Genomic DNA, 26,256 nt, shown 5'->3' with positions numbered 1-26,256 from the left:
GGTGACATCTCAACTGCCCATGCTAACATAGTCACTGCCCACGAGACACCCAACCGCAAACCTATGACCAAACAAAGCTATTCAGGCACCACCTTCCGTCCGGTCAGAGGCAGGGTCGTTGATCGTTCGATAATCTTGTGCGGCAAAAAGATGGGCGATTCAGTCTCTTGCCCACCCATAAGGGCCAACAAAGCCTGCATCGCTTTCACGCCGATTTCATAGCGGGCCTGATGAATGGTCGTCAGCTCGGGGCTGAAAATGTGCGAGAAAGAGACGTTGTCGAACCCCATCACTGAATAGTCGCGTGGTACGTTGTAACCCGCCCCCTCAAGCCCGCGTATCACGCCCATGGCAGATTCGTCGTTGGCGCAGAATACCGCGGTTGGCTTGGTGGGCTGGCGCATCAACGCACTGACAGCTTCCTTTCCGTTCTGAAATTCAAACCCGCCCCGAATCTCGCAAATGTTGTCCGACAACCCTGCTTCGCGCATGGCCTTTGCGTAACCCGAGCGCCGGTCAGTCGTCAGTTGATTGCCGTCCGGCCCCGTCACATGTGCAATCGACTTGTGCCCGAGCGAAATCAGATACCGTGTGGATTCATAGGCCGCGGCTTCGTTGTCCGTGCCGACATGAGGCAAGGGGCTTCCCGCAATGCTCTCGGATATCGTCACCATCGGTGTGTGTTCCGGCAGCATACCCACGGGAGGGGCGACACCATTCAACAACAGTGCTCCATCTGCCCGGCCGTTGCGCAGGTTTTCAAGGATGTTCAAGAACCGTTCGGGTTCACTGTTTGTGTTCCCGATCAGAATCGTCAGCTTTTCGTGCGTTGCGACATTCTCGATCCCAGACAGAATTTCCGAGAAAAACGGGTTGGAGATGTCGGGCAGGATGACCAGTATTGTGCCCGACCTGTTGCGCCGCAACATCTGGGCGGCGGTATTGACGCTATAGCCCGTTTCTGTAACCGCGTCGAACACTGCTTTCCTTGTGTTTTCTGTAACAAGCTCAGGTGATTGCAGTGCGCGACTGACAGTTGCCGTTGACACTTTGGCAACGCGGGCAACATCCCTGATGGTCGGTCTTTTGTGAGAAGTCTTTTCCATAATGCAAGGATTGTAGCAGGAGTTAGAGGGATATGTAATGCTTTACATGATCAATGAAAACGATTACAGAAACTATTACGCAATTAATCAACGCGTGACCGGGGGGAACTATGAAGCTAGGCGTTAACCTGCTTTGTGTTGGGGGCTTGATTGATGAATTACAGCTCCACGCCTGCCAGATGGCCGTAGACCATGGCTATGATGGCGTAGAGATTCCTGTTCTTGAAGGAACACCCAACGACTATGGTCAACTGGCACGAAAGCTTGACGATCTGGGGTTGCAACGGACCTGTACAGCGATCACTCCGCGTGCGGACGCAGACCCGACCAGTAATGATCCAGACATTCGTTCACGTGGGATCGCTCATCTGGATTGGATTGTCGACTGTGCCACGGCACTTGGAGCACAGACCGTTGGTGGTCCGTTTCATGCCCCGATCGGCTGCTTTACCGGCACAGGGCCGACCCATGACGAATGGCAACGCGGTGCCGAAGCGCATCACAACATGGCGGAACGTGCCGCCAGACAAGGTATGCGCTTGGCGCTGGAGCCGCTGAACCGCTTCGAAACCCACTTCCTGAACACCGCCGAACAAGCCCTTCGGTACACCCAGACGGTCGACCATCCCGCGTTCGGGATCATGTATGATACGTTCCACGCGCATATCGAAGAAAAGAGCCAACCCGAAGCGATCAAAGCGCTGTCAGGGCACATCAATGTGCTTCACGTCTCGGAAAATGATCGGGGTATCCCAGGAACTGGCCAGATTGACTTTGATGCGATCTTCCGGGCGGTAAAGCAAACGGGCTTTGATGGTTGGATCGTGATGGAGGCGTTTGGCGCGGGTGTTCCCGAGCTGGCTGCCGCGACGCGGATTTGGCGACCAATGTTTGAAAGCCATGAGAAACTGTTCCACGACGGCGCAACCTTCATCCGACAACAATGGACGCGCGCATGACCGGCGACATCGCTTTCGAGATGAAGGACATCACCAAGACCTTCCCGGGCATCAAAGCGTTGGATTCTGTCAGCTTTGCCGCCCGAGCCGGTGAGGTCCATGCACTGGTCGGAGAGAATGGCGCTGGCAAGTCAACCCTGATGAAAGTGTTGTCCGGTGTATATCAGGCCGACGGTGGACAGACCTTCTTGTTCGGCAAGAAGGTCAGGTTTTCACACCCGCTTGAAAGTCTCGCCCAAGGGGTCAGCGTGATCTATCAGGAGTTTTCGCTGCTCCCGGACCGCACAGTGGCAGAGAATATTTTCCTTGGGCGCGAGCCGACGTTGCGCTGGGGGGTGCTGGACTCACATCGCATGCGAACCGAGACGCAGGATGTGCTTGCCTTGTTTGGTGACCGGCACCAGTTCGAACCAGATACTCTGGTCGGTGAACTGGACGTGGCTCAGCAACAGATGGTTGAGATCGCAAAAGCACTATCATTGAATGCTCGCGTTATTGTCATGGATGAGCCGACAGCGGCATTGAACGATACGGAATGCGAGCTGCTGTTTCAGTTGGTCGATGACCTGCGCACGCAGGGTCGGTCCATCGTTTACATCACTCATCGCATGCGTGAAATCCGCAGGCTGGCAGATCGGGTTACGGTCATCAAAGATGGCAAGGTCGCGGCCTCGTTCGATGACGTGCCTGAAACCGCGCAAATCGTGGAAGCGATGGTTGGGCGAGACATTGGGCACTTTTACCCTGACCCCGCGAACCCTGACGAAGTTGGTGAAGTGATCTTGGCCGTTCGCAACGGTGGAAACGATCGGTTATTCGACATCAACCTTGATCTGCGCGCGGGCCACATCACAGGATTTGCAGGCGTGCAGGGTGCAGGTCGGACCGCCTTGGCGCTCGCCTTGTTCGGCGCAGATCCGTTTGACCGCGGCGAAGTTACGATTGACGGGCAGCCTGCCACATTGACCAGCCCCCGGCAGGCGGCAAAAGCTGGCATCGCCATGCTGCCGGGCGACCGGAAAGCGGATGGCTTGGTGTTGATGCAGTCGGTGCGTGACAACGGTATGTTGTCTGCGCGCGCATTTTCACCCGCACTGGGGCACCCGGATAAAACACCGATTTCCACGCTCGACCAGATGGACCGTGCTTTTGATGCGTTTGATCTGCGCGCTGCAAGTTATGAGGCTGAGATTCAGTCCCTGTCGGGCGGCAATCAGCAAAAAGCCATCGTGGCGCGCTGGCTTTCGTTGAAACCAAAAGTTCTGATTTTTGTCGAGCCAACACGCGGGATCGACGTCAACACCAAGGCTGGAATTTACGCCCAGATGCGCGAACTCGCACAAGCGGGTGCTGCCGTGATGGCGATTTCATCTGACCTGCCCGAGGTCTTAGGCATCTCAGACCGCGTGCTGGTGATGAGCGACGGGAAAATCGTTGCGGAATTCGGACATGGTGTCAGCGAAGCCGAGGTGATGCACGCTGCGACCGAAGCCCACTTGGAGCTTGAGGCCTCATGAAGCGGTTTGGACGCAAAAACCTGTCGGCTCTTGCCCCTTTTCTGTTGTTGCTGGTCGCGATAGCAATTTACGTAGCCGTTGCGATCATCACCGATCAAACCCAATATCTGACGGTCGAGAACCTTCTTGGGTTGCTGGGTCGGTCAATCGCCTTGGGGATCACAGCGGTTGGCCAAACCTTCGCCATTCTGATCGCATCAATTGACCTGAGCGTGGCAAACCTGATCTCGGTCTCGGCGGTCCTGGCATCTGCAATAATGTCCGGTGATCCGGCGATGATGCTGCCTGCAGTCGTCACGGTGCTTGTGGTTGGCGTCGTTGTCGGCCTGATCAATGGGCTTGTGATTACCCAGTTCGAGGTCAATCCCCTGATCGCGACGCTGGGTATGGCTTTGGTGTTGCAGGGTCTGCTCAGCGCGGCGTTCAACAACTTTGCCGGTGCTGTTCCCGATGAGTTTCAGACCTTTGCCTATGGACAGGTCGGCGGCGTGTCGGTCAGCTTGCTGTTCCTCATTGGTCTGACGATCGCGGCCTGGGTCTTCCTGCGGTTTACGAAACCTGGATCGAATATCTATTCCGTTGGCGGCAATCCAGAAGCCGCAAAACTTGCGGGTATGCGGACAACGCGCGTGGTGATCACTGCGCATATTATTTGCTCGGTTTGTGCAACAATAGCAGGGCTTTATTTGGCAAGCCGATTGCAATCAGGTGCCCCATGGATCGGTCGGGATGGCGTCTATGATCTGGAATCCATCGCGGTTGTGGTGATCGGCGGCACGGCGCTTTCCGGCGGACGCGGGGGCGTCTGGGGCACGCTGATGGGGGTCATGATCTTTTCGCTGATTGACTCAATATTCAACCTTGCAGGCGTTGACGCGTTCGCCAAGCAAATCCTGCGGGGGGTCATCATCGTTGCCGCCGTCGCGGTCTATGCGATGCGCAGCCGGAGGATCGAGGCATGATCAACCGCCTAAAACACATGAACCCGGTCTTTCTGGTGCTGCTGCTCTTGTTCGTTGCGATTGCGATCCTGTCGCCTTATTTCCTGCAACCCGCCGGTTACATGAACTTCTTCAAACGCGCGGCCCCGATTGCGATCCTGGCGGTTGGGCAGCTTTACGTCATTAACTCTGGTGGTTTCGATCTGTCGGCGGGTGCATTGGTGACATTGACTGTCATCGGCAGCTCGATCCTGCTTGACGGAGATGCCAGCGCCACATGGTGGGTGATCACGGCCATGCTTGCCGTAGGAGTCGTCGTCGGCACCGTGAACGCTCTGGTCGTATCGTGGCTGAAAGTGCCCTCGATCATCGCGACGCTTGGGATGATGATCACGTTGGGGGGTGTCGCGTTGACATGGTCAGGCGGCGCGCCACGCGGATATCTGCCCGAGAACTTCCGGTTCTTCGGTCGCTATCTGATCAAGGATCTGCCGGTCATCAAAATCCTGCCCGTCGCTGTCATCGTGATGGTGGTGATCTGTGCTGCAATGTGGTGGCTGATGCACCGCACCAATTATGGCAAGCGGCTGGTCGCGATGGGAGACAACCCGAAAGCCGCAATGCTGGCAGGCGTTCCGCTGACCCAAACACGGGTGGTTGCGTTTGTCATGTCATCCGTATCAGCCGTTATCGCAGGCATATTGCTTGGTGGTTTTGCCGGTGTCTCAACCGATGTCGGTGTTGGGCTGGAGTTGCAAGCGATCACGGCGGCGGTGATCGGTGGCGCACAGCTTTTGGGGGGCCGCGGAACGGTCGGTGCCACCATCGCAGGCGCACTTGTTCTACAAGCCATGTTCACGTTGCTCAACATTCTGGGTTTTCCAAAGCCCATTCGCGACGTGGTGCAGGGGCTCATTCTGATTTCGGCGGTGGTGATCGCCGGATATCGACGACGCCGATCCGGGGGATAGGCGCCCTAACAAACCACAGAGGAGGAAATGAAATGTTTTACAAGTTTGCGGCGACAGCCCTGACCGCGCTCGCGGTGGCCCTGCCTGCCCACGCGCAGAACTTTGACGACCCGGTCGAGTTTGCAAAGCAAAAAGATATGTTGGCGGCAACGGCCAATGGCGCGGCAGAAACACCTTGGTTGCAATACTATGGGGACGTTATGGCCGATACGTCGGCCTTCAAGAAAGACGGCCCGCATACAATTTGTTTTTCGAATGCGGGTGTGAACAACCCCTGGCGTGTCGTCGGGTGGAACACCATGCAGGCCGAGGTAGACCTGCATGACAACATCGCAAATTTTGTGGTGACGGACGCCGAAGGTTCGGACGACAAACAGATCGCGGATATCGAAGACCTGCTGGCCGGTGGCACCTGTGATGCGCTGATTGTATCGCCAAACACGACTGCGGCGCTAACCCCTGCCGTTGAAAAAGCCTGCGAGCAATTGCCCGTCATCGTGTTTGACCGTGGTGTGAATACAAATTGCCCGGTGACATTCATCAAACCAGTCGGTGGTTATGGCTTCGGGATTCAATCGGGCGAGTTTATTGCTGCCAATGCGCCGGCTGGCTCGGACGTGTTGATGCTGCGCATCCTGCCCGGTGTGGACGTGTTGGAAACCCGCTATTCAGCCGCCAAACGCATTCTGGAGGAAGCCGGTCTGAACATCGTTGGTGCTGAATTCACCGATGGTGACCGCGCCAAAACCAAGGCAATTGTTGAAGACTATATCCAGCGTGGAAACCAGTTGGGCGCGGTCTGGATGGACGCGGGCGCAACATCGGTTGCCGCCATCGAAGCCTTCGAGGATATGGGGCTGGATGTACCGATCGTCACGGGCGAAGATCAGCAGGACTTCTTGCAGAAATGGCAAGAGATCGGGATGAACACCATTGCGCCGACCTATCCAACATATCAGTGGCGAACGCCCATTCTGGCCGCGCTGAAGATTTTGGACGGCGAAGCGATCCCGGGGCCGGAATGGAACCTGCCACAACCCGCCATCACAAACGACAATCTGGCAGATTTCGTGAACCCATCCATGCCTCCGCTGCATTACGCGGCTTGCGGCTGCGAAAACATGCCAGACTATCCGGCACGTTGGGGTGGCAAGTAATCAACTGACCTTGTCGGGGCTTTCTTCGAAGGCCCCGACAGACCACAGTTTTAAAGGAGGCTCATATGCCGGGTGCAATAAAAGGCCCTGCCATCTTTCTCGCTCAGTTCGCTGGTGATGAAGCGCCGTTTAACTCTCTCGGCGCGATCACGAAATGGGCCGGTAATCTTGGCTATGAAGGGGTCCAGATTCCAGCTTGGGATGCGCGCCTGTTTGATCTGGACCGCGCCGCCGAAAGCCGCGACTATTGTGATGAAGTTGCCGGGATTTGCGCCGACAACAACGTTCAGATTACCGAGTTGGCAACCCATCTTCTGGGACAGCTGGTGGCGGTGCATCCTGCATATGACAGTCAGTTCGACGCGTTTGCTCCGAAATCTGTGGCGGGCAATCCGGCGGCAAGACAGCAATGGGCCGTTGACCAAATGCTCAAGGCGGCCAAGGCATCGCGCAACCTTGGGCTGGGTGTCTCAGCCTCGTTCACCGGCTCACTTGCTTTCCCCTTTCTGTATCCATGGCCACAGCGCCCCGCCGGTCTGATCGACGAAGCGTTCGCCGAGCTTGCAAAGCGCTGGCGTCCGATCCTCGACCATTACGATGCGCACGGCGTCGACGTCGCGTTCGAGCTTCATCCCGGCGAAGACGTGTTCGATGGGGCGACATTCGAAATGTTTCTGGAAGCATTGGATGATCACAAGCGTTGCACGATCAACTACGATCCGTCCCATTTCTTGCTGCAACAAATGGATTATCTCGGGTTCATTGACTTGTACCATGAACGGATCACCGCCTTTCACGTAAAAGATGCCGAGTTCAATCCGGATGCCCGGCAGGGTGTCTATTCAGGATATCAACCATGGCTGAACCGGGCGGGTCGGTTCCGGTCCCTTGGTGACGGACAAGTCGATTTCCGAGGCATTTTCTCGCGCCTCGCGACACATGGCTATGAGGGTTGGGCAGTTCTGGAATGGGAATGCTGCCTGAAACATCCCGAAACCGGGGCTGTCGAAGGTGCGCCCTTCATTCGCGACCATATCATTCACGTCACGGACAAAGCGTTTGATGATTTTGCAGGCGGCGACAGTGACCCTGTAGAGCTGAAATCAATGTTGGGAATTTCACAATGACGGGCGGCTATCGCGCACCCATTCGGTGGGGCATGGTCGGTGGGGGCGAAGGGGCTTTCATCGGTGGTGTGCACCGCATTGCCGCGCGTTTGGATGGGCAATTCGATCTCGTGGCCGGTGCGTTTTCATCGCAACCCGAACGGGCAAGAAGATCGGGCGAGGCGTTAGGGATCTCGGCAGACCGAAATTATGAAAGCTTCGAAGAAATGGCCAGCGCGGAGGCTCGCCGCCCCGATGGCATTCAGGCCGTTTCAATCGTGACGCCCAACCACATGCACCTACCGGTCGCCAGCGCGTTCCTGCGCGCGGGTATCCACGTGATTTGCGACAAACCGCTGACGACCTCTGTTGAAGCGGCTCGTGAATTTCAAGCCGAACACAAGGACTCGGATGCCCTGTTCGTGTTGACGCATAACTATCCCGGCACACCAATGGTTCGGCAGGCCCGCGAGATGGTGTCGCAAGGTGTTCTTGGCACACTGCGCCATGTTCAGGTGGAATACGCGCAAGACTGGCTGACAGAGCCCGCAGACAGCGGCAATAAACAAGCCGCCTGGCGCACCGATACCTCCAAAACCGGGGCCGCAGGTGCGTTGGGGGATATCGGGACACATGCCTATCAACTGGCCTGTTTTGTTACGGGACAGCGAGCCATTCAGGTGGCCGCTGATCTGACCTCATTTGTGCCGGGTCGGCCCGTCGACGATAATGCCTCGGTCCTGCTAAGGTTTGATGACGGCGCAAAGGGTATTCTTTGGGCCAGCCAGGTTGCTCCGGGTAACGAAAATGCCCTTTCGATCCGCGTCTATGGTGACAAAGGCGGATTGGAATGGCGCCAGGAGGATCCAAACCGGCTGTACTTCACGCCGTTCGGTGAACCCAAACAAATCCTGACCCGGGGCGGTGCCGCCGCAACCAGCTCCGCAATCTCGGCAACCCGACTGCCTGGTGGCCATCCCGAAGGCTATCTTGAGGCGTTTGCGACGATCTACTCCGACATTGCTGATGAAATACGGCTGCATCGCAGCGGCCCAAGTCTGAGCCAACACTCTTTGCTCGTTGATCTAGAGGAAGGCACGCATGGGATGGCGTTTGTGGATGCTTGTTTGCGATCTTCAACCGCAAACGGCATATGGCTCAGTATCTAATTTTCGTTGAGACGCACTCGGAGGTGGTCTGAGCGCCCATAGAAAAAGCACACATGATACAGAGTCGGTAAAGGGCGCCCTGTGAACCGAGGTTGGTACTCTTCCTGCGTCGCGAATGAACAACCACAACCTCTGCCACGATGTAGATCAGTTTTTGTAGCGCAGCGAAATCCGTCCTTTTCTCCTGCGCCCGTTAGTTCCGCGTGATAGCGTACCGTGCTTTTGCATTGACGCACTGACACCTCGGTGTGTTCAGAGACTGGGTCCGGTGGCTATAGAGCCATGATTGGAATTCAAGCAGGTCCAGTTGAAGGGATGTTGCCGACTATGACATCTGCCGGGGCCCCTGAAGCCGACGCACTCAATCTTGATCTATATAAGTGACTTCCGGGTGTCAGGATCACTGATCTCATGCAGGAAGTGGACCGTGATATCGGGTTTACTGAAGCATTCACGCATCTCAGGACAGGTGTCCCCTGCAAAGACAAGACGGACTTGCTAAACGTCCCGCTCGCCGAGGGCCTAGATCTCGGGTTGATCAAGATGGCGGATGTAACGGACACGCATAACTTCTTCCAGGCCTTGCGCATCTCTTGCTGACATATGGAAAGCGAGGCGATCAATCGTGCGCTTGCGATGGTCATTGAGGCACAGTTCTGAGGTGCCTGAGAAACCGCATCCAGCGGCAGACAGTTTTTACGACCACCCGGCACGGCGAAGCAATGAATCTGGTCAACGCCAAATATGGATCCGAACCGGGGCTAAAGGCTTATACCCGTGTGTCAGACCAGTTTGGCCCGTTTGCAACCCAAAACAACTTCGTCAATGCGGGCTGTGTTGATCTCCATGTGGTCCGGCGGGTCGGCCCAAGGCATTGTTTCTTTCAGACTGTCATTGCCAAAGGGAAACATAAAACACGCATGGGCGACTTATTGATCGGGGGCCCTGAAAGATATCTTCTTAATCTCCACAACCAGTGTCAGGACCGTCACGGCGAAGCCGAGAATTGCGGTAAGGGCCAGCAGCATCGGATCGCGTAATGCCCGGTCGATCCATGTTGGTTTGACCTGTGTTTCGCGGGTTCCGAAACTCTTTACGCGTAACTGCGCCTGTTTGTGTTCCAAACCGCTTGATGCGACGATGCTGAAACCCGGTGTCAGATCCAGATTTGGGGCAATGAAGCCCGTCGCTAGAACGGTCTCGGCGGGCAGGTTATCCGCGCTTTGTTTGCGAAACGCCACGCGGTCGCCGCGGTAAAGCGATCCTGTTACGACTGTCGTCGGTTCGGCACCGGTTGAGCCCCATGGACGGAACTGGCGCAGGAAATGCTCCCGCACCTCGTATCGACCCTCGATCACATAGGCGTTGGCCCCGGAACCGGTTTCCTGTCCGATCTCGACGTCACCGGCGAATTCAAGCAACGTGACCCGTTGCCAGTCTGCCGGTTCGATCCGCAGAAGCGATCCGGGGGTCCAGTTGTGATTTTCGGTCAGGCGAATGCCGCTTGGTTCCGCGTCCGACTGGTCAGGCCGATCCGGCAGTCGGCGAAGTAGCACCACGCCATCGGCTTCGGCGCGCAGTTGGATTTGAACACCGGGCGGCATCCGTATTTCCGTGCCGGTCAGCTCGATCGTTTCAAAAAGGCCCGGATTGCATCCTGTGCCGGTCCAGGTGGTGGCGCGCTTGATGTCCTTTTCAGACCCTAGATCAGAGCAAAGCGTTGCGTTTGGCAATTTCCAGACCGTATCCGGCCCCGCCACGGTCACGCGGGCCCCCAACGTGCGCGCTTCGACCAGATAGACTTGCCCCAACGGACGGGAATAGCTCAGCACGATCAGGGCGGGGACACCGATCAGGGTCAGGAAAAAGGGCAGTCGCCCCTGTGCGGCCTGGATCAGTGCCTTCATCCGCCGAAGCGTCTGCCGAGCGCCAACGCCTTTGGCGACCTGACCGCTCATTCCCAACCAACGACGTTAATGGCAACTTCGGGGTCGATGCTTGTTCCGCGCATCCGATAAAGGGCGATACGTGCGCCGGCCTTGATCTCGGACACGTCGATGTCACAGCTGAAATCGAAGGCGGCACGCTCGCCACCCGCGGTTGGCACGCAAGTCACCTGCTTTGCATCGTTGACGATCAAAAACGCCTCGTCCGCCCGAAATGAGTTCACCAGCACGGTGACGGTCTGGCCAAGATCATCCGTATCGTCCGCCCGCCATGAGGCAACGGCAACATCAGTCAGGGCGGGATCGGCGCTGCAGGGGAACGCCAGAACGGCAATCTCGGCTGCTTGATAGTCTCTGAGCTCGGGGCGCAGGGGCACATAATCCATCAGCGTCATGGGGCTGGCGCCGCCAGCCTCGGCGCTGTAGCGGGCGTGACCGAAATATCGCCCATCTTCGGTGGTGACGCGCACGCAGACATCCGCGGACCGCGCATCAGGGGGCAGGGCGGCAAGGATTGTCTCACCGGCCTCCGGGTCGTTGGTGTTGTTGGTCGGCCGCACCAGCCCGACGAACACCGCTTCGGCGGTGACGCGTGGCTCGGGCAGCATTTCATCCTCGAGATCGACAAGCACCAGCCGGTCGGCGGCCAAGGCACATGTGGCGTTGGCCGCAAGAGTGCATGCCATCACTATGACCTTTAAGTTGACCATTAAGTCCCGCCTTCTGTACCTTCGACCCAATTATAGCCAATTGGATAAAACGTGTCAGCATTCCGTATCCTTATCTTCGCGCTTGTGCTGCCGTTCACAGCGACTGCAGAAGCAGTCGCCCTGAAGGAGGGGCTGGGGCAGGGTCTGCTTCTGCGCCACCACGGCAATTGCTATGTCGTGTTCCCGTCCCACGTGCACAAGGACGGACCGGTGTTCAATCTTTTCACCTCGTCCCCGCAGGCGGCTGGAATAGGAACGGTTTTCTTTCGCCGGACCGAGGCTGACTTTGCCTTGGCGCTGGTGCGGGGCAGTGCCAGCGAACGATGTGCACAACCCTTTTCGAAGCTGCCGCGTGACACGTCGCGTTTGCTGAACGGGTCGCGCAGTGCCGTTTTGGAACGGGTCAACCCCCAAGGCGGGTTAGAGCGTCTGGCGATGCGCATTGACCGCATTGCTTGGGCCGCCGAGACCGAAGGTGCCGCGAGTGGTCTGTATCAATACATCTATGCCTCGACCGATACGGCGGCGGGTGAAACCCGCGAGGTGTATCAGGGCACAAGCGGAGCCATTCTTTACATTGACGATACGCCGGTTGGCATGGTGGTGACGGCGCCCGATGCCACATCCGTTCGTGCGCTCAGGATGGAAGAGGTTACGTTGCCGCTGGCGCGCTGGTTTGCCAGTGGCAGTTTCGGCGCGCTGAAGGAAAGCGTATCGGAGGAAGGGGCCGTAGACGGGTTGCCGTTCACCATCACGGAATGGACCGGCAAGCTGGCAGATGAGGCGCTGCCCCCCACCGGGCTGGCCACGGGAACAGTACCTTTCCGCGCGCATCCGGTGTCAGGGTCTGTGTCCTTCGTGATGGAGTTGTCCGACAACGGCACTGTTGGCGTGCGCGAGCTGGTGCTGTCCGGGGCCGTGGATGAAAGCACCGCGACCACACCCAGAAAAATCGTGATTGATGTGGATCGGTCGCGCAAGGGGCCAGCAGATTTCCGTCTGTTCTCGTCGGTCGAGATGACGCCGGGCGCGCCGGTGTCGATCGCGATGAACACCTTGGTGCGGCGGGTGCGTGTGCGCATCCTTTCTGCTTGGACTGCTGACAAGCCAATCGAGATATCATCGGTCAGCGTGACCGAGGCGAAGTAACGCGGATTACCTGAGCGGGATTTCCACCGGGAACTCGATCTGGAAACGGGTGTTGCGGAACATGCCCCGCAGCGCACCGTCGCCGTCCAATTTCAGCGTTCCGTCAAGATTTTGATTTTGGAACACAAAGTTTATTCGCGTGCCATTGACGGTAAGATTATAGCCCGGAACACAGTTTTCCTTGTTGTAGTAGAGATTGACGCAGTTCTCATCCTTGATGGCATTTCCGACCTGAAAACTCATCCGGCCTTGATACGCCTTTTCAAGGGATTTGCGTGCTTCTTCTGACTGCACCTCGCCCTCGGGATCCACAAGAATGGCCATGGTGCGCAACCGGCTGAGAATCTCCCAAAGCGCGCGTGCGCGCACGATCTCGTCAACATCGGCAATCGCCATGGAGGTTGCGATTTCATAAAGCGACGGATCGCCGTGGGTCACCATTGCGTCGAAGGCGGCCAGCCGTATGTTGGCATCTTCATTTCGCAGCAATGCACGCAGTTCGGCAAACTCGCTGGCATCGGCTGCAGCTTGGGATTTGATGGCCTCGATGTCGATTTTCTGTGCGCTCAATGCGGTTGGCAACAATGTGACAAACAGGCCAATGGCCAGATAGGTCTTCATAAAATCATCCCCTCATCTGAAATAGGTCTTTCGGGTCATGTTGCCTCAGGTAATTGACGTATGGCAACGGGTTTCCAGACCCGACGGCCGCGTCGGATGGCGTGGTCAGTAGTTTCCGATCTGACAGGCAATCCCGATTTGGAATCCCAGAAACGGATTGCGTTCGATGATCTGCTTGATCAGGCGGCGGTTGTAACTCTGCCTGTGAATATTGGGGATTGCCTGCCGCCCGATATTTGCAAGACAGGAACAGCGGCGTTGATCGAAATGCGGTGTGCAGGTTTTGACAAAGACGGATAGACCCCCGTCTGCACCTTGCGCGTTGGAACGCAATGCTTTGGCGATGCCGCCAGCGAACTGGTTGGCCACCGCCCCGCATGACAATTGACGACCGAACATGACGCCCGCGACCATAGCAGCCTGACTGCGACCCATTGACCCCATCATCTCGCCCAGATTCGGATTGGAGTAATCAAATCCCATGATGTTTCCCAATGACGAGCTTGCGATGAACGCGGCCAGCTCGGTCCTGAGGGCGAAGTCATCCGATGGTGCGCCACATCGTTCCATCAGGTCCGAGGCCAGACCGGTCATGAACGGCAGGTTCTGTTCGGTCAGGTTGAAAGGCTTGCCCGCCGCCAGACGGTTCACATCATCCGCGCGGTCATTTGGCACGTTATATGTCTGCGCCGGTGTTTTCGAGGCCGCGGATTTTATGGCAGCCAGATAGGTGGCGGCGTTCTTGTCACCCTGCTCCGCTGCGCTTTTCAGAAGTTTGCGGCCCTCGGCTTTGTCAGCCGTCACACCCAGCCCGTAATAGAGCGCCCGCCCAAGTTCACCCGTGGCCGGAAGCACGTCAGCATCATGCGCCTTGCGGAACCATTCCACGGCCTTTTTCTCGTTCTTGGTGGTGCCTTGGCCGCGTGCCTGCATGAACCCAACAAAATATTGCGCCCAGGCAACATCCTGCTTTGCAGCTGCGTGAAGGTCGCGATAGGCGCCTTTCTGGTCACCCTTGACGCCATTGCCGAAATACAGAGCATAGCCCGCCTGATACGCGCCTTGTGCATGACCCTGATCGGCGGCATTGCGGAAATACTTATACGCCTCGGCGGCGTTCTGGGGGTCACGAGATATCAGCATACCAAGCTGATACTGCGCTTCGCTGACGCCCTTGTCGGCCGCGATGCCCAGCCATCGTTTGGCCGCCACGGGGTCGGCTTTGCCCAGCGTGCCGTTCAGTTCGTAAATCCCCAGCAAGTAAGCGGGCATGGCCAATTTGCGCGACGCCGGGTCCGTCAGCAAAGTCCGCGCTGCGGCCGGGTTTTTGGTGACCCCGTTGCCGTACACAAGGTGCTCGGCACCCAGAACATATGCCAGCGGGAAGTCGTCTGCGATCAGATCCGGCAGAAGTTGCTCTGCCAAATGATAATCCTTGTTCGCCTCGTGCACGCGGGCCAGCGCATACCGAACCGATGCGCTGCCCTCTTTGCGGGCGGCGGCCTGACAGACGGGCAGGGCGCGTTCGGTGTCGATCTCCGCGATGGGTTTGCCTGACCGCCACGTCTTGTCCAGCTTTTGCACGGCAGGGTCTTCCCCGTGACCGGCAAGGGCAAGGCATTCAGCCGCGATGGCGCGGGCGCGCAACCCGTCACCGGTTTCGATATCGACAAGGAATCTACCGTCAGTGTTTTTACCGCCAGCGCCAAGGCTTTCAAGTTTTTGAAGGTTAATCTGTGACCAAAGCCGAATGACTTCGTTCAACTGATCCTGCGACGTGACCTTGTAGTTGCTGCCACTTTTTTCGATGATAGTTCCCGAGTTTTTCAATGCCGCCAATGTGGTGTTATCAAGATCAATCGAACTGAATGAAATCGCGTCTGCAGCCACGCGCGACACAAGATATATCGTTGATGAGTCCGCCTTTTTCGGGACGAATTGTAAGATGTGAAAATCGTTCAGATATTTGATCGGATGAAACGAGATCAGAAAACCACTCGCCGGATCAGCCGGGTATTCGCTATAGACCCCGTTCTTGAAACGCAGCTCGGCAACGGTTGCTTTGCCGCGTTTATCAAGCTGCACGCCGCCAGTTTTGTTTTCGGCCAGTATAAAGAAACGGTCACCATAGATTTTCTGACTTGTCGCGCTGTCCAAAAGCGGCGCATCGGATTCAAGCTGACAAGCGGCCATAAAGAACAGGACAAATGTAATGACTGCGGCCCTCATAATTGCGGCCTCCTGAAAAAAGAATCATCAATATCATATGATGATAGCGCATCAGGCCCGTTTCGATGTAATCGTGCGCTCAGGACGGCCGCTTTGGCGTGTGCAAGGTGACAATGTGAACGACATAAATGACATGGCTACGGCGCTGCGGGATCACATATTGGCGGCTCCGCGTGCTGGACGACGCAGGCTTGTGGCGCTTGCCGGGCCGCCGGCGTCTGGCAAATCGACCCTGTCCAGCAGCCTGTCTGACCAGTTGATAGCAGCCGGCTGCAAAACGCAGGTGGTTCCGATGGATGGTTTCCACCTCGACAATCGGATCTTGACCGCGCGCGGGCTGTTGCCCCGCAAAGGCGCGCCCGAGACTTTCGACATTGACGGTTTCAAGCGCCTTGTCGATGCGCTGCCCCACTCAGAGACGGCCTATTTCCCGCTCTTTGACCGTGACCGGGATATCGCGATAGCCGGGGCGGGCCATGTGTCTGCGGGATGCGACACCGTTGTCATCGAAGGCAACTATCTGCTTTTCGATGCGCCCGGTTGGCGTGACCTGCATCGTTGCTGGGATTACTCCATTCGACTGGACGTGCCACCCGATGTTCTGGAAAAACGGTTGGTCGAACGTTGGCTGGCGCATGGCCTGACGCTGGATCAGGCGCGTGCTCGTGCGGCCGATAATGACCTGCGAAACGCAAATTGCGTCGCGCAGTCGTCGCTGAAGGCCGACATTACCGTTACCATGTGATTGTCCGGGGCGCCGATCAGTCGCAGAAGCTGGCTTTCAGGTGCTCCAGCACGTCAAGGCAGCGGGGGTCCGAGATCGTATAATAGATCTGCAAGCCTTCCTTTTCGCCCTTTACCATCCCTTCGGACCGCATTTTCGCAAGATGTTGCGAGAGTGCGGATTGAGACAGGTCGGCAACCGTGCACAGCTCGGACACCGTGGCGCGGCCAGCGGCAAGGCGGCACAGGATCAGCAGGCGCTTGGTGTTGGCCAGTTGCTTCAACAAGGTCGCGACCTCGTCGGCGCGGGCCTGAAGATCGGCCATCGGATCGGTCTTTTGTATCGGGATGCTTTTGGACATATTCACGCTTGACTATATTTTAGTGTTTACTAAATTAGTTTTTGCTAATATGAAAGTCAAGCGCAACCGGCACTGCCGTGTCAGGGGCGCAGAAAATCGCTTAGACCAGCCCAAACCAAAGGCGCCGACATGTACAAACCTTTGCTTCTTTCCGTTGTTCTGGCCGGGCCGGTGATGGCCCAGGCCCATGACGTCACCGTCACCGAACTGTCCGACCGCAAGGCGGTGTTTGCCACGGTTGAAAGCGTCGATACCCTGACCGCGCGGACGCGAAGCGGGGGCACCATCGTTGATCTGATGGTTGATGAAGGTGATACCGTCGCAGCAGGTGACGTTCTGGCGCAGGTGGTCAATGAACAGATGGCCCCGCAGATTGCCGCCGCGACATCACAGGCGGCATCGCTTGAGGCAGAGCTGGCACAGGCCCGGGACGACCTGAAGCGGGCCGAAGATCTGTTGACCCGCGGCATTATCGCACAAACCCGCGTTGATCAGGCACAAACCGCCGTGGCGGTGTTAGAGGGTCGGTTGGCCTCGGCCCGTCAATCGCGCGATGTACTTGTGCAACAACAGCGCGAAGGCGAAGTGCTGGCCCCCGGCGCGGGCCGCGTGCTGAACGTGCTGGCTCCGCGTGGCAGCGTGATGTTGCCGGGTGAGCCTGTGGCGATCATCGCCTCGGATCATTATCTGCTGCGCCTGAACGTGCCCGAACGCCACGCGCGTGCCATTGCCGAAGGCAACCCGATTGAGATCGCAGGTGCCGCGCTTGGTGGCGATGTGGCACAGACCGGGGTGATCCGGCAGGTCTATCCCCAGATCCAGAACGGCCGCATCACCGCAGATGCCGAGGTTGACGGGCTGGGCAGTTTCTTTGTCGGCGAACGGGTCCGGGTGTACGTGACAGTTGATACGCGGCAGGGCATTGTCATCCCCCGCGCGTTTGTTTCCACGCGGTTCGGCAATGATTTCGTGACCCTGCAAACCGCAGACGGCACGCGCGATGTTGTGGTTCTGTTGGGCGAAGAAACCGCTGATGGTGTTGAAATTCTTGCGGGATTGTCGGCAGGTGACAAGCTGGTGCAGCCATGAAACTGGGTATTTCTGGGCGTCTGACAAAGGCCTTCATCCGCTCGCCCCTGACGCCATTGCTGCTGATGGCCTCGCTTGCCATGGGGCTGATCGCGCTGGCGGTGATCCCGCGCGAGGAAGAGCCGCAAATCTCGGTTCCGATGGTCGATGTGATGCTGCGCACCGATGGGTTGCGCGCGCCTGACGCCGTCGAACTGGTGACAGAGCCGCTTGAGGCGATCCTTGGGTCGATCAACGCGGTCGAGCATGTCTATTCCCAGACCGAGGATGATCAGGTGATGGTCACCGCCCGCTTTGACGTGGGCACCGACCCGGATGACGCGATCCTGCGCGTCAACGAACGGATCATGGCGAATATGGACCGTATCCCGCAGGGCATTCCGCAGCCGCTGATCATCGGACGCGGCATCAACGACGTGGCCATCGTGGCGCTGACCCTGTCGCCCAAACCGGACGTCGCCGAACACTGGGATGACCGCGCCTTGTATTCGCTGGTCGAGGAGCTGCGCGCCGCGCTTATGTCGGTCGAGGATGTCGGCCTGACTTATATCGTCGGCGGGCGCACGGATCAGATTCGCATCGAGCCTGACCCGGAGCGGTTGGCGCTTTACGGTGTCACTCTGCAACAACTTGCCGCCCGCGTGGGCGAAGCGAACCAGACCTTTCCGGCGGGCCGCATCAATACGCTGGACCGCAGCCTTGTGGTGACGGCGGGGCAGACTTTGCACAGCCCATCGGACATCGGCCTGTTGCAGCTGACCACCCGTGATGGCCGCCCCGTCTATGTGCGCGATGTGGCCGATATCGTGGTCGGTGGCGCACCGGTGGATGCGCGCACCTGGACCATGACCCGTGACGATCACCATGCGGACTGGACGCGCCTGCCCGCCGTGACGCTGGCCATTGCCAAGCGCGAAGGGGCCAATGCCGTTCTGGTGGCCGAGCATGTGCTGGAGCGGCTGGAGCTTCTGCGCGGCGAGCTGATCCCCGAGGATATCAGTGTCGAAGTCACCCGGAACTATGGCGAATCTGCCGATGAGAAGGCTGATGAGCTTTTGTTCCACCTTGGTCTTGCCACCGTGTCCATCGTGTTGCTGGTGACGTTTGTCATTGGCTGGCGCGAGGGCATCGTGGTCGCCATCGTCATTCCGACCACCATTCTTCTGACGCTGTTTGCGTCGAACATGATGGGCTACACGATTAACCGGGTGTCGCTGTTTGCGTTGATCTTTTCCATCGGGATTCTGGTCGACGACGCCATCGTGGTGATTGAGAACATCGCGCGGCATTGGGCGATGCGCGATGGATGCTCGCGCGTCACTGCCGCGATCGAGGCGGTGGCCGAAGTGGGCAACCCCACCATCGTTGCCACCCTGACCGTGGTCGCCGCCCTGTTGCCGATGCTGTTCGTGTCGGGTCTGATGGGGCCATATATGGGGCCGATCCCGGTGAATGCGTCCGCCGCGATGATCTTTTCCTTCTTCGTGGCGGTGATCCTGACCCCGTGGCTGATGTTGAAAATCGCGGGTCGCGGTGGATCAGAGGCTGGCGGACATGACCATGAAAGCGAGGGCGTGTTGGGCCGGATGTTCCGCCGCGTGGCCGCCCCGGTGATCGCCAGCCGCTGGCGGGCAGGGGTGTTCCTGATCGTGGTGTTGGTGCTGACCGGCGGGTCGATGACGTTTTTCTTCGACCGCACGGTGGTTGTGAAACTGCTTCCCTTCGACAACAAGTCCGAGTTTCAGGTGATCGTGGATATGCCCGAAGGCACCAGCCTTGAGCGCACGGAACGCGTGCTGACCGAGGCCGCTGAACGGCTGGCGGCGTTGCCCGAGGCGACCACCATCCAGCTTCATGTCGGCACCGCTGCGCCGTTCAACTTCAACGGGCTTGTGCGGCATTATTATCTGCGCAAGCGGCCCGAACTGGGCGATTTGCAGGTCAATCTGGAACCCAAGCACCACCGCGACCGCTCGTCCCACGAAATTGCACTGGCGGCCCGCGAGATGTTGGCGGATATCGCCCTGCCCGAAGGTGGCTCGATCCAGATTGCCGAAATCCCGCCCGGCCCGCCGGTTCTGGCCACCCTCTTGGCCGAGATTTATGGCCCCGATGCCGAAACCCGCCGCGCGGTGGCGCGCGAGGTGCGCGAAGCCTTCGCCTCGGTCCCCTATGTGGTCGATATCGAGGACAGCTTCGGCCAACCCCGCCCGCGTCTGCGGTTGGCGATTGATCAGGACAGTCTTGAATATTTCAACGTCCTGCAAAGCGATGTCTATGACACGATCCGTGTGCTGTTTGACGGGATGCCTGTGGGTTACTCCCACCGCGGCGAAGGGCGTGATCCGATCGAAATCCGCGTCGCCCTGCCGCGCGAGGATCTGAACTGGTCGGCGCGTTTGGCGTCCACCCCCGTGCCCGCGAACCTGTTGCCGGGTGACCGGGGCGTGGTTGAATTGGGCGATCTTGTGACCGTGACGGAAGAGGCCGGAAGCTATCCGATTTTCCGCCACAACGGCCGGTTTGCCGAAATGGTGATGGCTGAAATGGCGGGTGATTTCGAAGCGCCGATCTATGGGATGATTGCGGTGCAGGGTGCGCTGGACGACCGGCCCTGGACGGCGGACGTGCCGAAACCCGAAATCAGCCTGCACGGCCAACCCGCCAGCGACACCACACCCACGCTCTTGTGGGATGGGGAATGGGAGGTCACATATGTCACCTTCCGCGAAATGGGTGCGGCCTTCGGGGTGGCGATCCTTGCGATCTATGTGCTGGTTGTGGCGCAGTTCGGGTCGTTCCGGGTGCCCCTGATCATCCTGACGCCCATTCCGCTGACCTTCATCGGCATCGTCTTCGGGCATTGGCTGTTTGATGCGGCGTTCACCGCGACCTCGATGATCGGGTTCATCGCTTTGGCGGGGATTATCGTCCGCAACTCGATCCTGTTGGTGGATTTCATCCGCCACGGGTCCGAAGGGGACGAGCCGCTGCGCGAAACCCTGCTGCGCGCTGGTGCAATCCGGTTCAAGCCGATCCTGCTGACCGCGATTGCCGCAATGATCGGGGCGTCGGTGATCCTGACCGATCCGATCTTTCAGGGGTTGGCGATCTCGCTTCTGTTCGGGCTGGCGTCGTCGACCTTGCTGACGGTTCTGGTGATCCCTGCGATTTATGTGCTGTTCAAGAAGGCGGATCAACCCTATCGGCCCGCTGTCATGGCGGAGGATGACTAGGGCGCAGGCGGTCTGAGCGCGGGGGCGAGAGCCGCCATCAGCACCGCCAGCGCCGTCAGAACGGCAAAGCCCACGCGGATCGAGCTGATTTCGGCTATGAAACCGATCACTGGTGGTCCCATCAGCAGCCCGCCATAGCCAAGGGTGGCCAGGCTGGCGACGGCCTTGCCGGGCGACAGGATGGGGTCACTGGTGGCGCGGCTGAAGGCCAGTGGCATGATAACGGCATAGCCCACCCCCATCAGGACAAATCCGACCAACGCCGCGGGATAGCTGGCGATGCCCACGGCCAGCCCGGCCCCGATGGCAGCGGTGATCCCCGCCAGCCGCGCTGTCCGGGCAGGGCCATAGTGAAATGTGACCCTATCCCCGCCCAACCGCATGATAACCATCGCAACCGAAAAGACCGCATAACCGATGGCGGCGGATGCCTCGGTGACGCCGGTTGTGGTCATCAGGAAAATCGCACCCCAATCGGCCATTGCCCCTTCGCCCAGTGATGCGCACATGGCAATCAGACCGACCAGCACAAGTTGGCCCTTGGGCAGGGTGAACAGCGGCGCGTGCGGCGTATCGGGGCGCGGTGTCGGGGCCCACATGGGAGACTTTGACGGGGGAACCGCCAGCCACAGGCAAATCGCGGCGACCACGCCGATCACAATCGCGCCGTGGGCCAACAGGGGCAGCCCCAGCTTGATTGCGACGAACCCGGATGCGGCACCAATCCCTGCGCCCACCGACCACGACGCATGGAAGCGCGACATCATCGGGCGGGGCAAGTGGCGTTCGACCGCACCTGCCCAGGAATTCATCGCGACGTCCATTGCACCATGCGTTGCGCCGAAAAAGATCAGGGCGAGTGCCAAGGTGCCGATTGACGGCGCAAGCCCCATACCAAGGATCGACAGCGCATGGGCGGCGGCAACCCAGACGGTGGTCGTCGCCGCGCCGTGGCGGTCGACCCAGCGGCCTGCCAGCGGAAAGGCGGCAATCGCGCCGCCTCCCATCAACAGCAAAAGCATCCCCAGCGCACCCGGATCCAGCGACAGCTTGGCCGAGACAGTCGGAATGCGCGACGCCCACAACCCGAACAGCGCCCCGTTCAGAACGAACATCGCGATCACCGCATTGCGCGCGGCCAGAATATTAGGGGCAGGGGTGTCAGACATGGTTGGCCTTGTGGTTGAGGAGCAGATGCTTTGCGTGAGTTTAGTGACTAATGTGCTAGCTAGAGCCTTGTTTTGGTCTTTTTCCGAAGTTGCCATTTGCGGGACCGTTGACTTCGACGGTTGCATGTTCGACGTCCTTTTGTTGCGCACAGTGGGGCGAATGAGCCTGAAGATCAATCAGCACATGACAGCGTGTTATGCAGTAAAAATTTGCATGGGAAAATTCCTAAATCTTCAATGAGTTGCGAGTGTCAGCGACTCAAATTCGCGTTTCAGCGACGTTGATGTGGGCCTGCATTTGCTTGACTCGTCCCCGCCGGTTCTGACATTCAGAACCAGCGATCGGTTTCGCGTGTGCTTAAGCACCGCGGAAGTAATAGGGAACCCGGTGAGGTGTAGCCAACAGGCGCCAATTCCGGGACTGCCCCCGCAACTGTAAGCGGCGAGCAACGCTGACTATGCCACTGGGATCTATCCCGGGAAGGCCAGCCAAGCTAAGACCCGCGAGTCAGGAGACCTGCCGGACGCTGGGCATCTGCCCATTTCCACCGGACGCCGGGGTGAGCGTCTGGCCCGGCGGTCACAGACCAACCCGAGCCAATATACCCCGTTGTTCCTTCTTGAACGCAGGCCTGTGCCTGCTACCCTTTAAGAGGACGACATGAAAACTTGTCTTTTGGCCGCCGCAATGGCCGCTTTTGTTCCTGCTGCCGCGTCGGCGCATTTCCTGCTTCAACATACCGATGAGGTCCTGATCGAACAGCCCGGCGATGTGCCGATGGGGCTGATCTTCTGGCACCCGATGGAGAACGGGCACGCCATGGATATGGAGAAGCCGCAAGAGTTCTTCATGATCCACAATGGCGAAAAGACCGATCTGATGGATCGCGTAGCCCCGGCCACGTTCAAGGGCAAAAGCAATGACGCTTCGGCCTTTACCGCGTCTGTGCCTGTCAAACGCTCGGGCGACTATGTGGTCGTGACCGTGCCTGCGCCCTATTACGAGGAAAGCGAGGATATCTATATCCAGCAGATCACCAAATCGGTTCTGAACCGCAACACGCTGCCCACCGATTGGGATCAGCCCGTGGGTTTGCCGACCGAAATCCTGCCGCTGAACAAGCCTTATAATGTCGTCGCAGGTTCGACCTTCTCGGGCGTCGTTCTGGTGGACGGCCAACCCGTTGCTGGGGCCGAGATCGAGATCGAATACATGGCCGCCGAGCCGGATCTGGAGACTTTCGCAGCCACTGAAAGCACAGTTGACGCGATGCCGGGCGGCTCGATCGTGGCGATCAGTGACGCAAATGGCGTCTTCACCTTCGGCATTCCGAAAGCGGGCAACTGGGGCTTTGCGGCTTTAGGATCCGGTCCGGCAACCGAACATAACGGCAAAGAGCTGTCGCAAGACGCTGTGATCTGGATCCATGCCAGGGATCTGAAGTGAGGGCAGCCCCATGCATATCGTAGACGGCGCGCTGTCTAACCCTGTTGTCATCGGCGGCGCAGTCGCGGCTGTCGGTGGCATCGCGATGGGGCTGAAACACTTGCCGCTGGAACGCATTCCGGCGGCAGGCGTGCTGTCGGCCAGCTTTTTCGTGGCCTCGCTGATCCATGTGCCCATCGGCCCCAGCTCGGTCCACTTGATCCTGAACGGGTTGGCGGGGCTGGTTCTGGGCTGGGCGGCCTTTCCGGCCTTGTTTGTCGGGCTTCTGTTGCAAGCGGTGTTCTTCGGGTTTGGTGGTCTGACGGTGTTGGGCGTGAACACGGTGAACATCGCGTTGCCCGCGGTGATTGTCGGGCTTTTGTTCCGCCCGCTGGTATCGCGCGGGTCGGCATTGCACGGCGCGATTTGGGGCGGGATCGGTGGCGGCGTGGCGATTGCGGCCACCACCTTGGCGGTGGCTGTATCGCTGATGCTGTCCGGGGACGAATTCACCGCAGCGGCCAAGCTGGTTTTTGTGGCCCACATCCCCGTCATGGTGATCGAAGGCCTGTTGACCGGCGCGGCCATTTACCTTGCCCGGCGTGTGAAACCCGAGCTGTTCATCGACGTCAAAGGAGGATGGGCATGATCCGCGCGTTTTGTTTGATGCTGGCCTTGGCCATGACCCTGGGCGTGACGCATCCGGCGCTTGCGCATAACGTCATCGCCTCGGTCTTTCCGTCGGGCGATGCGATTGAGGGCGAAATCGGTTTCTCTAACGGTGAAATGGCCGTGGGTCTGACCGTTGAAGTGTCGGACGGCAATGGCAACAAACTGGGCGAAACCGTCACGGATGATGACGGGTTCTTCATGTTTACCCCCAGCCAGCCCGTGACGCATGTGTTTCGCGGCGATCTGGGCGCAGGTCACGTGGCCGAAGTGGTGATGAGCGCCGCCGAGGTTGCCGAGATATTGGGCGAAACTGCGGCTGCTGACAGCGCCGGGGCTTCGGTTCTGGAGGGGACGCCTGCGAGCATGGCGGGGCAGGGGGGCGGTTTGTCTGCGGACACCCGTGCCGAGCTTGCCAAGATGCTGCGCACCGAGCTGCGTCCGATCCGCCAAGAGCTGACCGCGTTCAAGAACAAGTCTGATTTTCAGTCAGTCTTGGGTGGAATAGGCTATATTTTCGGGCTGTTCGGTCTGGGCTTTTACCTTGCCGCGCGGCGCAAGCTGGGGGCGGATAGTTGACCTATGTTCTGACAGGTGCTGACAGGGCCATTGGTGGGTTTGGCGGGCTGCGATCCGCCATCACATCGCTTGATCCGCGGATGCGGATTGTTGTGACGGTTATCTACGCGATCACCGTTGTCGGCCTGTCCGATCTGCGGGTTCTGTCAGGCGCGATGATCCTGTCGCTTTGGCTTCTGGCGATTTCGGGCCTGCCGTTTCAAAAGACGCTGAAACGCATGGCGATGATGGATACGTTCATCATTTTCATGCTGGTCCTGTTGCCCTTCACCATGCCCGGCACGCCGATTTTCACGGTCTGGGGGATTTCGGCCAGTTGGGAAGGGCTGTGGCGCGCGGTCGAGATTGGGTTGACCGCCAACGCGGTTATCCTTGCGGTGATGACCATGGTCGGCTCGATGGAGCCTGTCACGATGGGGCATGCCCTGTTCGCGCTGAAAACGCCGGAACGGCTGGTCCATCTGATGATGTTCACCATCCGCTATATCGACGTGCTGCGTGAGGAATATCAGCGGCTCAGAACGTCGATGAAGCTGCGGGGGTTTCGACCCGGCACCAACTGGCACACCTATCGCAGCTATGGCTATCTGGTGGGGATGATGCTGGTGCGCGCGATTGAACGGTCCGAGCGTATCCTTGCGGCAATGAAGTGCCGGGGGTTTTCGGGCAGGATCGTGCTGTTGGAACAGTTCCGCCTGACCCGTTCGGACCGGGTCTTTGCGGCCGCCTTGTGCCTTGCTCTTGGCGCCCTTGTCTGGGCCGAGGTTCTTTATGCCGCTGCTTGAACTGTCCGGCATCCACTTTGCCTATCCCGGCCTGGACCCCGTATTGGACGGCGCGTCGATGCGGTTGGAGTTGGGCGAGCGGTTATCACTGGTCGGGCCGAATGGTGCCGGAAAATCCACCCTTCTGAAGATCGTGATGGGGCTTTTGCATCCGGCACAGGGGACGATCACCGCCTTCGGCAAACCCCGCATCGAAGAAGCAGATTTCCACGAGGTGCGCCGACGGATTGGTTTCGTGTTTCAGGACGCTGACGACCAGCTGTTCTGCCCCACCGTGGCCGAGGACATCGCGTTCGGGCCACTGAACCTTGGCAAAACCCGCGACGAGGCCGTGGCGATTGTCGATGACATTCTGGCGCGTCTTAGCCTGACCCATCTGCGTGACCGCGTGACGCATAAATTGTCGGGGGGTGAAAAACGTTTGGTGACCTTGGCAACCGTTCTGGCGATGGAGCCGGAGGTGTTGATATTGGACGAACCGACCAATGCACTGGACCCTGACAATTACGCGCGGCTGGTGGCCATTCTGAAGGGGCTTGATCAGGCGATCCTGCTGGTCAGCCACGATTCCGATTTCCGGGCTGAGATTGCGCCAGAGGGGTATCGGTTGGAAAACCGAGTATTGACGCGAATATAG

At 58.6% G+C, this 26,256-nt stretch carries 23 protein-coding genes, 1 pseudogene and 1 riboswitch; of the genes and pseudogenes, 17 read left to right on the top strand and 7 right to left on the bottom strand.

The genetic code is table 11. The features are described 5' to 3' along the window. Positions 1-77: 77 nt before the first annotated feature. Positions 78-1,106 (bottom strand): LacI family DNA-binding transcriptional regulator, encoded by a 1,029-nt coding sequence (locus tag J3R80_RS14540; RefSeq protein WP_275394515.1) that lies wholly within the window; start codon positions 1,104-1,106, stop codon positions 78-80. A 179-nt stretch (positions 1,107-1,285) separates the two neighbouring features. Between J3R80_RS14540 and J3R80_RS14535 the strand changes: the two genes are divergently transcribed. From J3R80_RS14535 to J3R80_RS14500, 8 genes and pseudogenes are all read left to right on the top strand, one after another. Next, a complete protein-coding gene (locus J3R80_RS14535; protein WP_275394514.1) occupies positions 1,286-2,065 on the top strand; it encodes a sugar phosphate isomerase/epimerase family protein in 780 nt (259 codons plus the stop codon). Next, the gene (locus J3R80_RS14530) at positions 2,062-3,582 is read left to right on the top strand and encodes a sugar ABC transporter ATP-binding protein (protein WP_275394513.1); all 1,521 of its coding nucleotides are present in this window, start codon (positions 2,062-2,064) and stop codon (positions 3,580-3,582) included. Before J3R80_RS14535 ends, J3R80_RS14530 begins: the two co-directional genes overlap by 4 nt. Further along, positions 3,579-4,544, top strand: coding sequence for an ABC transporter permease (locus tag J3R80_RS14525; RefSeq protein WP_275394512.1), 966 nt, complete (start codon positions 3,579-3,581; stop codon positions 4,542-4,544). The genes J3R80_RS14530 and J3R80_RS14525 overlap by 4 nt, the downstream gene beginning before the upstream one ends. Then, positions 4,541-5,494 (top strand): ABC transporter permease, encoded by a 954-nt coding sequence (locus J3R80_RS14520; RefSeq protein ID WP_275394511.1) that lies wholly within the window; start codon positions 4,541-4,543, stop codon positions 5,492-5,494. The genes J3R80_RS14525 and J3R80_RS14520 overlap by 4 nt, the downstream gene beginning before the upstream one ends. A 32-nt stretch (positions 5,495-5,526) precedes the next feature. Then, positions 5,527-6,651: a substrate-binding domain-containing protein gene (locus J3R80_RS14515; RefSeq protein ID WP_275394510.1), complete on the top strand. Its 1,125-nt coding sequence runs from the start codon at positions 5,527-5,529 to the stop codon at positions 6,649-6,651. A 65-nt stretch (positions 6,652-6,716) separates the two neighbouring features. Beyond that, positions 6,717-7,778 (top strand): sugar phosphate isomerase/epimerase, encoded by a 1,062-nt coding sequence (locus tag J3R80_RS14510; RefSeq protein WP_275394509.1) that lies wholly within the window; start codon positions 6,717-6,719, stop codon positions 7,776-7,778. Further along, on the top strand, positions 7,775-8,926 hold the full coding sequence (locus J3R80_RS14505) for a Gfo/Idh/MocA family oxidoreductase (protein WP_275394508.1): 1,152 nt from the start codon (positions 7,775-7,777) through the stop codon (positions 8,924-8,926). Before J3R80_RS14510 ends, J3R80_RS14505 begins: the two co-directional genes overlap by 4 nt. Positions 8,927-9,253: 327 nt before the next feature. Then, a pseudogene (locus tag J3R80_RS14500) lies at positions 9,254-9,738 on the top strand (Tn3 family transposase); the annotation flags it as partial. Between the two features lie 117 nt (positions 9,739-9,855). On the opposite strand, the gene J3R80_RS14495 reads toward J3R80_RS14500, so the two are convergent. Continuing rightward, complete coding sequence (locus tag J3R80_RS14495) at positions 9,856-10,884, bottom strand: hypothetical protein (RefSeq protein ID WP_275394507.1); 1,029 nt, start codon at positions 10,882-10,884, stop codon at positions 9,856-9,858. After that, the gene (locus J3R80_RS14490; RefSeq protein WP_275394506.1) at positions 10,881-11,558 is read right to left on the bottom strand and encodes a hypothetical protein; all 678 of its coding nucleotides are present in this window, start codon (positions 11,556-11,558) and stop codon (positions 10,881-10,883) included. The genes J3R80_RS14495 and J3R80_RS14490 overlap by 4 nt, the downstream gene beginning before the upstream one ends. A 75-nt stretch (positions 11,559-11,633) precedes the next feature. Here J3R80_RS14490 and J3R80_RS14485 point away from each other — a divergent pair, with 75 nt between their 5' ends. Next, the gene (locus J3R80_RS14485) at positions 11,634-12,731 is read left to right on the top strand and encodes a hypothetical protein (RefSeq protein WP_275394505.1); all 1,098 of its coding nucleotides are present in this window, start codon (positions 11,634-11,636) and stop codon (positions 12,729-12,731) included. A 6-nt stretch (positions 12,732-12,737) separates the two neighbouring features. Here the strand turns inward: J3R80_RS14485 and J3R80_RS14480 are convergent, their stop codons facing one another. Then, the gene (locus tag J3R80_RS14480) at positions 12,738-13,352 is read right to left on the bottom strand and encodes a HEAT repeat domain-containing protein (protein ID WP_275394504.1); all 615 of its coding nucleotides are present in this window, start codon (positions 13,350-13,352) and stop codon (positions 12,738-12,740) included. 105 nt (positions 13,353-13,457) lie between these two features. Next, positions 13,458-15,581 carry a tetratricopeptide repeat protein gene (locus J3R80_RS14475; protein ID WP_275394503.1) on the bottom strand — a complete coding sequence of 708 codons (2,124 nt, stop codon included), beginning with the start codon at positions 15,579-15,581 and terminating at the stop codon, positions 13,458-13,460. A 115-nt stretch (positions 15,582-15,696) separates the two neighbouring features. Here J3R80_RS14475 and J3R80_RS14470 point away from each other — a divergent pair, with 115 nt between their 5' ends. Beyond that, positions 15,697-16,326 carry a nucleoside/nucleotide kinase family protein gene (locus J3R80_RS14470; protein WP_343075828.1) on the top strand — a complete coding sequence of 210 codons (630 nt, stop codon included), beginning with the start codon at positions 15,697-15,699 and terminating at the stop codon, positions 16,324-16,326. A gap of 16 nt (positions 16,327-16,342) precedes the next feature. On the opposite strand, the gene J3R80_RS14465 is transcribed toward J3R80_RS14470, so the two are convergent. Continuing rightward, complete coding sequence (locus J3R80_RS14465; RefSeq protein WP_275394502.1) at positions 16,343-16,666, bottom strand: metalloregulator ArsR/SmtB family transcription factor; 324 nt, start codon at positions 16,664-16,666, stop codon at positions 16,343-16,345. Positions 16,667-16,795: 129 nt separating this feature from the next. Here J3R80_RS14465 and J3R80_RS14460 point away from each other — a divergent pair, with 129 nt between their 5' ends. Then, entirely contained in the window at positions 16,796-17,755 is a 960-nt protein-coding gene (locus tag J3R80_RS14460; protein ID WP_275394501.1) for an efflux RND transporter periplasmic adaptor subunit, read from the top strand. Further along, positions 17,752-20,991, top strand: coding sequence for an efflux RND transporter permease subunit (locus tag J3R80_RS14455; RefSeq protein ID WP_275394500.1), 3,240 nt, complete (start codon positions 17,752-17,754; stop codon positions 20,989-20,991). Before J3R80_RS14460 ends, J3R80_RS14455 begins: the two co-directional genes overlap by 4 nt. Here J3R80_RS14455 and J3R80_RS14450 read toward each other — a convergent pair. Next, on the bottom strand, positions 20,988-22,160 hold the full coding sequence (locus tag J3R80_RS14450; protein WP_275394499.1) for an MFS transporter: 1,173 nt from the start codon (positions 22,158-22,160) through the stop codon (positions 20,988-20,990). The two genes, J3R80_RS14455 and J3R80_RS14450, sit on opposite strands and share 4 nt — an antisense overlap. A gap of 326 nt (positions 22,161-22,486) precedes the next feature. Next, positions 22,487-22,700: riboswitch (cobalamin riboswitch) on the top strand. Between the two features lie 121 nt (positions 22,701-22,821). On the opposite strand from J3R80_RS14450, the gene J3R80_RS14445 reads away from it, so the two are divergent. Genes J3R80_RS14445 through J3R80_RS14425 form a run of 5 tightly spaced genes read left to right on the top strand, consistent with a single transcriptional unit; the run spans position 22,822 to position 26,256 of the window. Then, a complete protein-coding gene (locus J3R80_RS14445; RefSeq protein ID WP_275394498.1) occupies positions 22,822-23,607 on the top strand; it encodes a DUF4198 domain-containing protein in 786 nt (261 codons plus the stop codon). Between the two features lie 10 nt (positions 23,608-23,617). Next, a complete protein-coding gene (gene cbiM, locus J3R80_RS14440) occupies positions 23,618-24,235 on the top strand; it encodes a cobalt transporter CbiM (RefSeq protein ID WP_275394497.1) in 618 nt (205 codons plus the stop codon). Continuing rightward, positions 24,232-24,834 (top strand): cobalt ABC transporter permease, encoded by a 603-nt coding sequence (locus J3R80_RS14435; protein ID WP_275394496.1) that lies wholly within the window; start codon positions 24,232-24,234, stop codon positions 24,832-24,834. The genes cbiM and J3R80_RS14435 overlap by 4 nt, the downstream gene beginning before the upstream one ends. Next, complete coding sequence (cbiQ, locus tag J3R80_RS14430; RefSeq protein WP_275394495.1) at positions 24,831-25,619, top strand: cobalt ECF transporter T component CbiQ; 789 nt, start codon at positions 24,831-24,833, stop codon at positions 25,617-25,619. The genes J3R80_RS14435 and cbiQ overlap by 4 nt, the downstream gene beginning before the upstream one ends. Then, positions 25,606-26,256: an ABC transporter ATP-binding protein gene (locus J3R80_RS14425; RefSeq protein ID WP_275394494.1), complete on the top strand. Its 651-nt coding sequence runs from the start codon at positions 25,606-25,608 to the stop codon at positions 26,254-26,256. The genes cbiQ and J3R80_RS14425 overlap by 14 nt, the downstream gene beginning before the upstream one ends.

Origin of the sequence: Aliiroseovarius sp. Z3, assembly GCF_029105185.1 — a bacterium.
In the GTDB taxonomy this organism is placed as follows: Bacteria; Pseudomonadota; Alphaproteobacteria; order Rhodobacterales; family Rhodobacteraceae; genus Aliiroseovarius.
The sequence above is the reverse complement of the archived record's forward strand: the minus strand, read 5'-3'. Positions and strand labels throughout refer to the sequence as shown.

What these genes read in the sequence shown, in the direction of transcription:
- J3R80_RS14465 (WP_275394502.1), bottom strand. Translation starts at nt 16,666, where the DNA reads ATGTCCAAAAGCATCCCGATACAAAAGACCGATCCGATGGCCGATCTT.
- J3R80_RS14425 (WP_275394494.1), top strand. Translation starts at nt 25,606, where the DNA reads ATGCCGCTGCTTGAACTGTCCGGCATCCACTTTGCCTATCCCGGCCTG.
- J3R80_RS14525 (WP_275394512.1), top strand. Translation starts at nt 3,579, where the DNA reads ATGAAGCGGTTTGGACGCAAAAACCTGTCGGCTCTTGCCCCTTTTCTG.
- J3R80_RS14510 (WP_275394509.1), top strand. Translation starts at nt 6,717, where the DNA reads ATGCCGGGTGCAATAAAAGGCCCTGCCATCTTTCTCGCTCAGTTCGCT.
- J3R80_RS14505 (WP_275394508.1), top strand. Translation starts at nt 7,775, where the DNA reads ATGACGGGCGGCTATCGCGCACCCATTCGGTGGGGCATGGTCGGTGGG.
- J3R80_RS14460 (WP_275394501.1), top strand. Translation starts at nt 16,796, where the DNA reads ATGTACAAACCTTTGCTTCTTTCCGTTGTTCTGGCCGGGCCGGTGATG.
- J3R80_RS14540 (WP_275394515.1), bottom strand. Translation starts at nt 1,106, where the DNA reads ATGGAAAAGACTTCTCACAAAAGACCGACCATCAGGGATGTTGCCCGC.
- J3R80_RS14520 (WP_275394511.1), top strand. Translation starts at nt 4,541, where the DNA reads ATGATCAACCGCCTAAAACACATGAACCCGGTCTTTCTGGTGCTGCTG.
- J3R80_RS14475 (WP_275394503.1), bottom strand. Translation starts at nt 15,581, where the DNA reads ATGAGGGCCGCAGTCATTACATTTGTCCTGTTCTTTATGGCCGCTTGT.
- J3R80_RS14535 (WP_275394514.1), top strand. Translation starts at nt 1,286, where the DNA reads ATGGCCGTAGACCATGGCTATGATGGCGTAGAGATTCCTGTTCTTGAA.
- J3R80_RS14435 (WP_275394496.1), top strand. Translation starts at nt 24,232, where the DNA reads ATGATCCGCGCGTTTTGTTTGATGCTGGCCTTGGCCATGACCCTGGGC.
- J3R80_RS14530 (WP_275394513.1), top strand. Translation starts at nt 2,062, where the DNA reads ATGACCGGCGACATCGCTTTCGAGATGAAGGACATCACCAAGACCTTC.
- J3R80_RS14450 (WP_275394499.1), bottom strand. Translation starts at nt 22,160, where the DNA reads ATGTCTGACACCCCTGCCCCTAATATTCTGGCCGCGCGCAATGCGGTG.
- J3R80_RS14490 (WP_275394506.1), bottom strand. Translation starts at nt 11,558, where the DNA reads ATGGCATGCACTCTTGCGGCCAACGCCACATGTGCCTTGGCCGCCGAC.
- J3R80_RS14515 (WP_275394510.1), top strand. Translation starts at nt 5,527, where the DNA reads ATGTTTTACAAGTTTGCGGCGACAGCCCTGACCGCGCTCGCGGTGGCC.
- J3R80_RS14445 (WP_275394498.1), top strand. Translation starts at nt 22,822, where the DNA reads ATGAAAACTTGTCTTTTGGCCGCCGCAATGGCCGCTTTTGTTCCTGCT.
- J3R80_RS14455 (WP_275394500.1), top strand. Translation starts at nt 17,752, where the DNA reads ATGAAACTGGGTATTTCTGGGCGTCTGACAAAGGCCTTCATCCGCTCG.
- J3R80_RS14480 (WP_275394504.1), bottom strand. Translation starts at nt 13,352, where the DNA reads ATGAAGACCTATCTGGCCATTGGCCTGTTTGTCACATTGTTGCCAACC.
- cbiM (WP_275394497.1), top strand. Translation starts at nt 23,618, where the DNA reads ATGCATATCGTAGACGGCGCGCTGTCTAACCCTGTTGTCATCGGCGGC.
- J3R80_RS14495 (WP_275394507.1), bottom strand. Translation starts at nt 10,884, where the DNA reads ATGAGCGGTCAGGTCGCCAAAGGCGTTGGCGCTCGGCAGACGCTTCGG.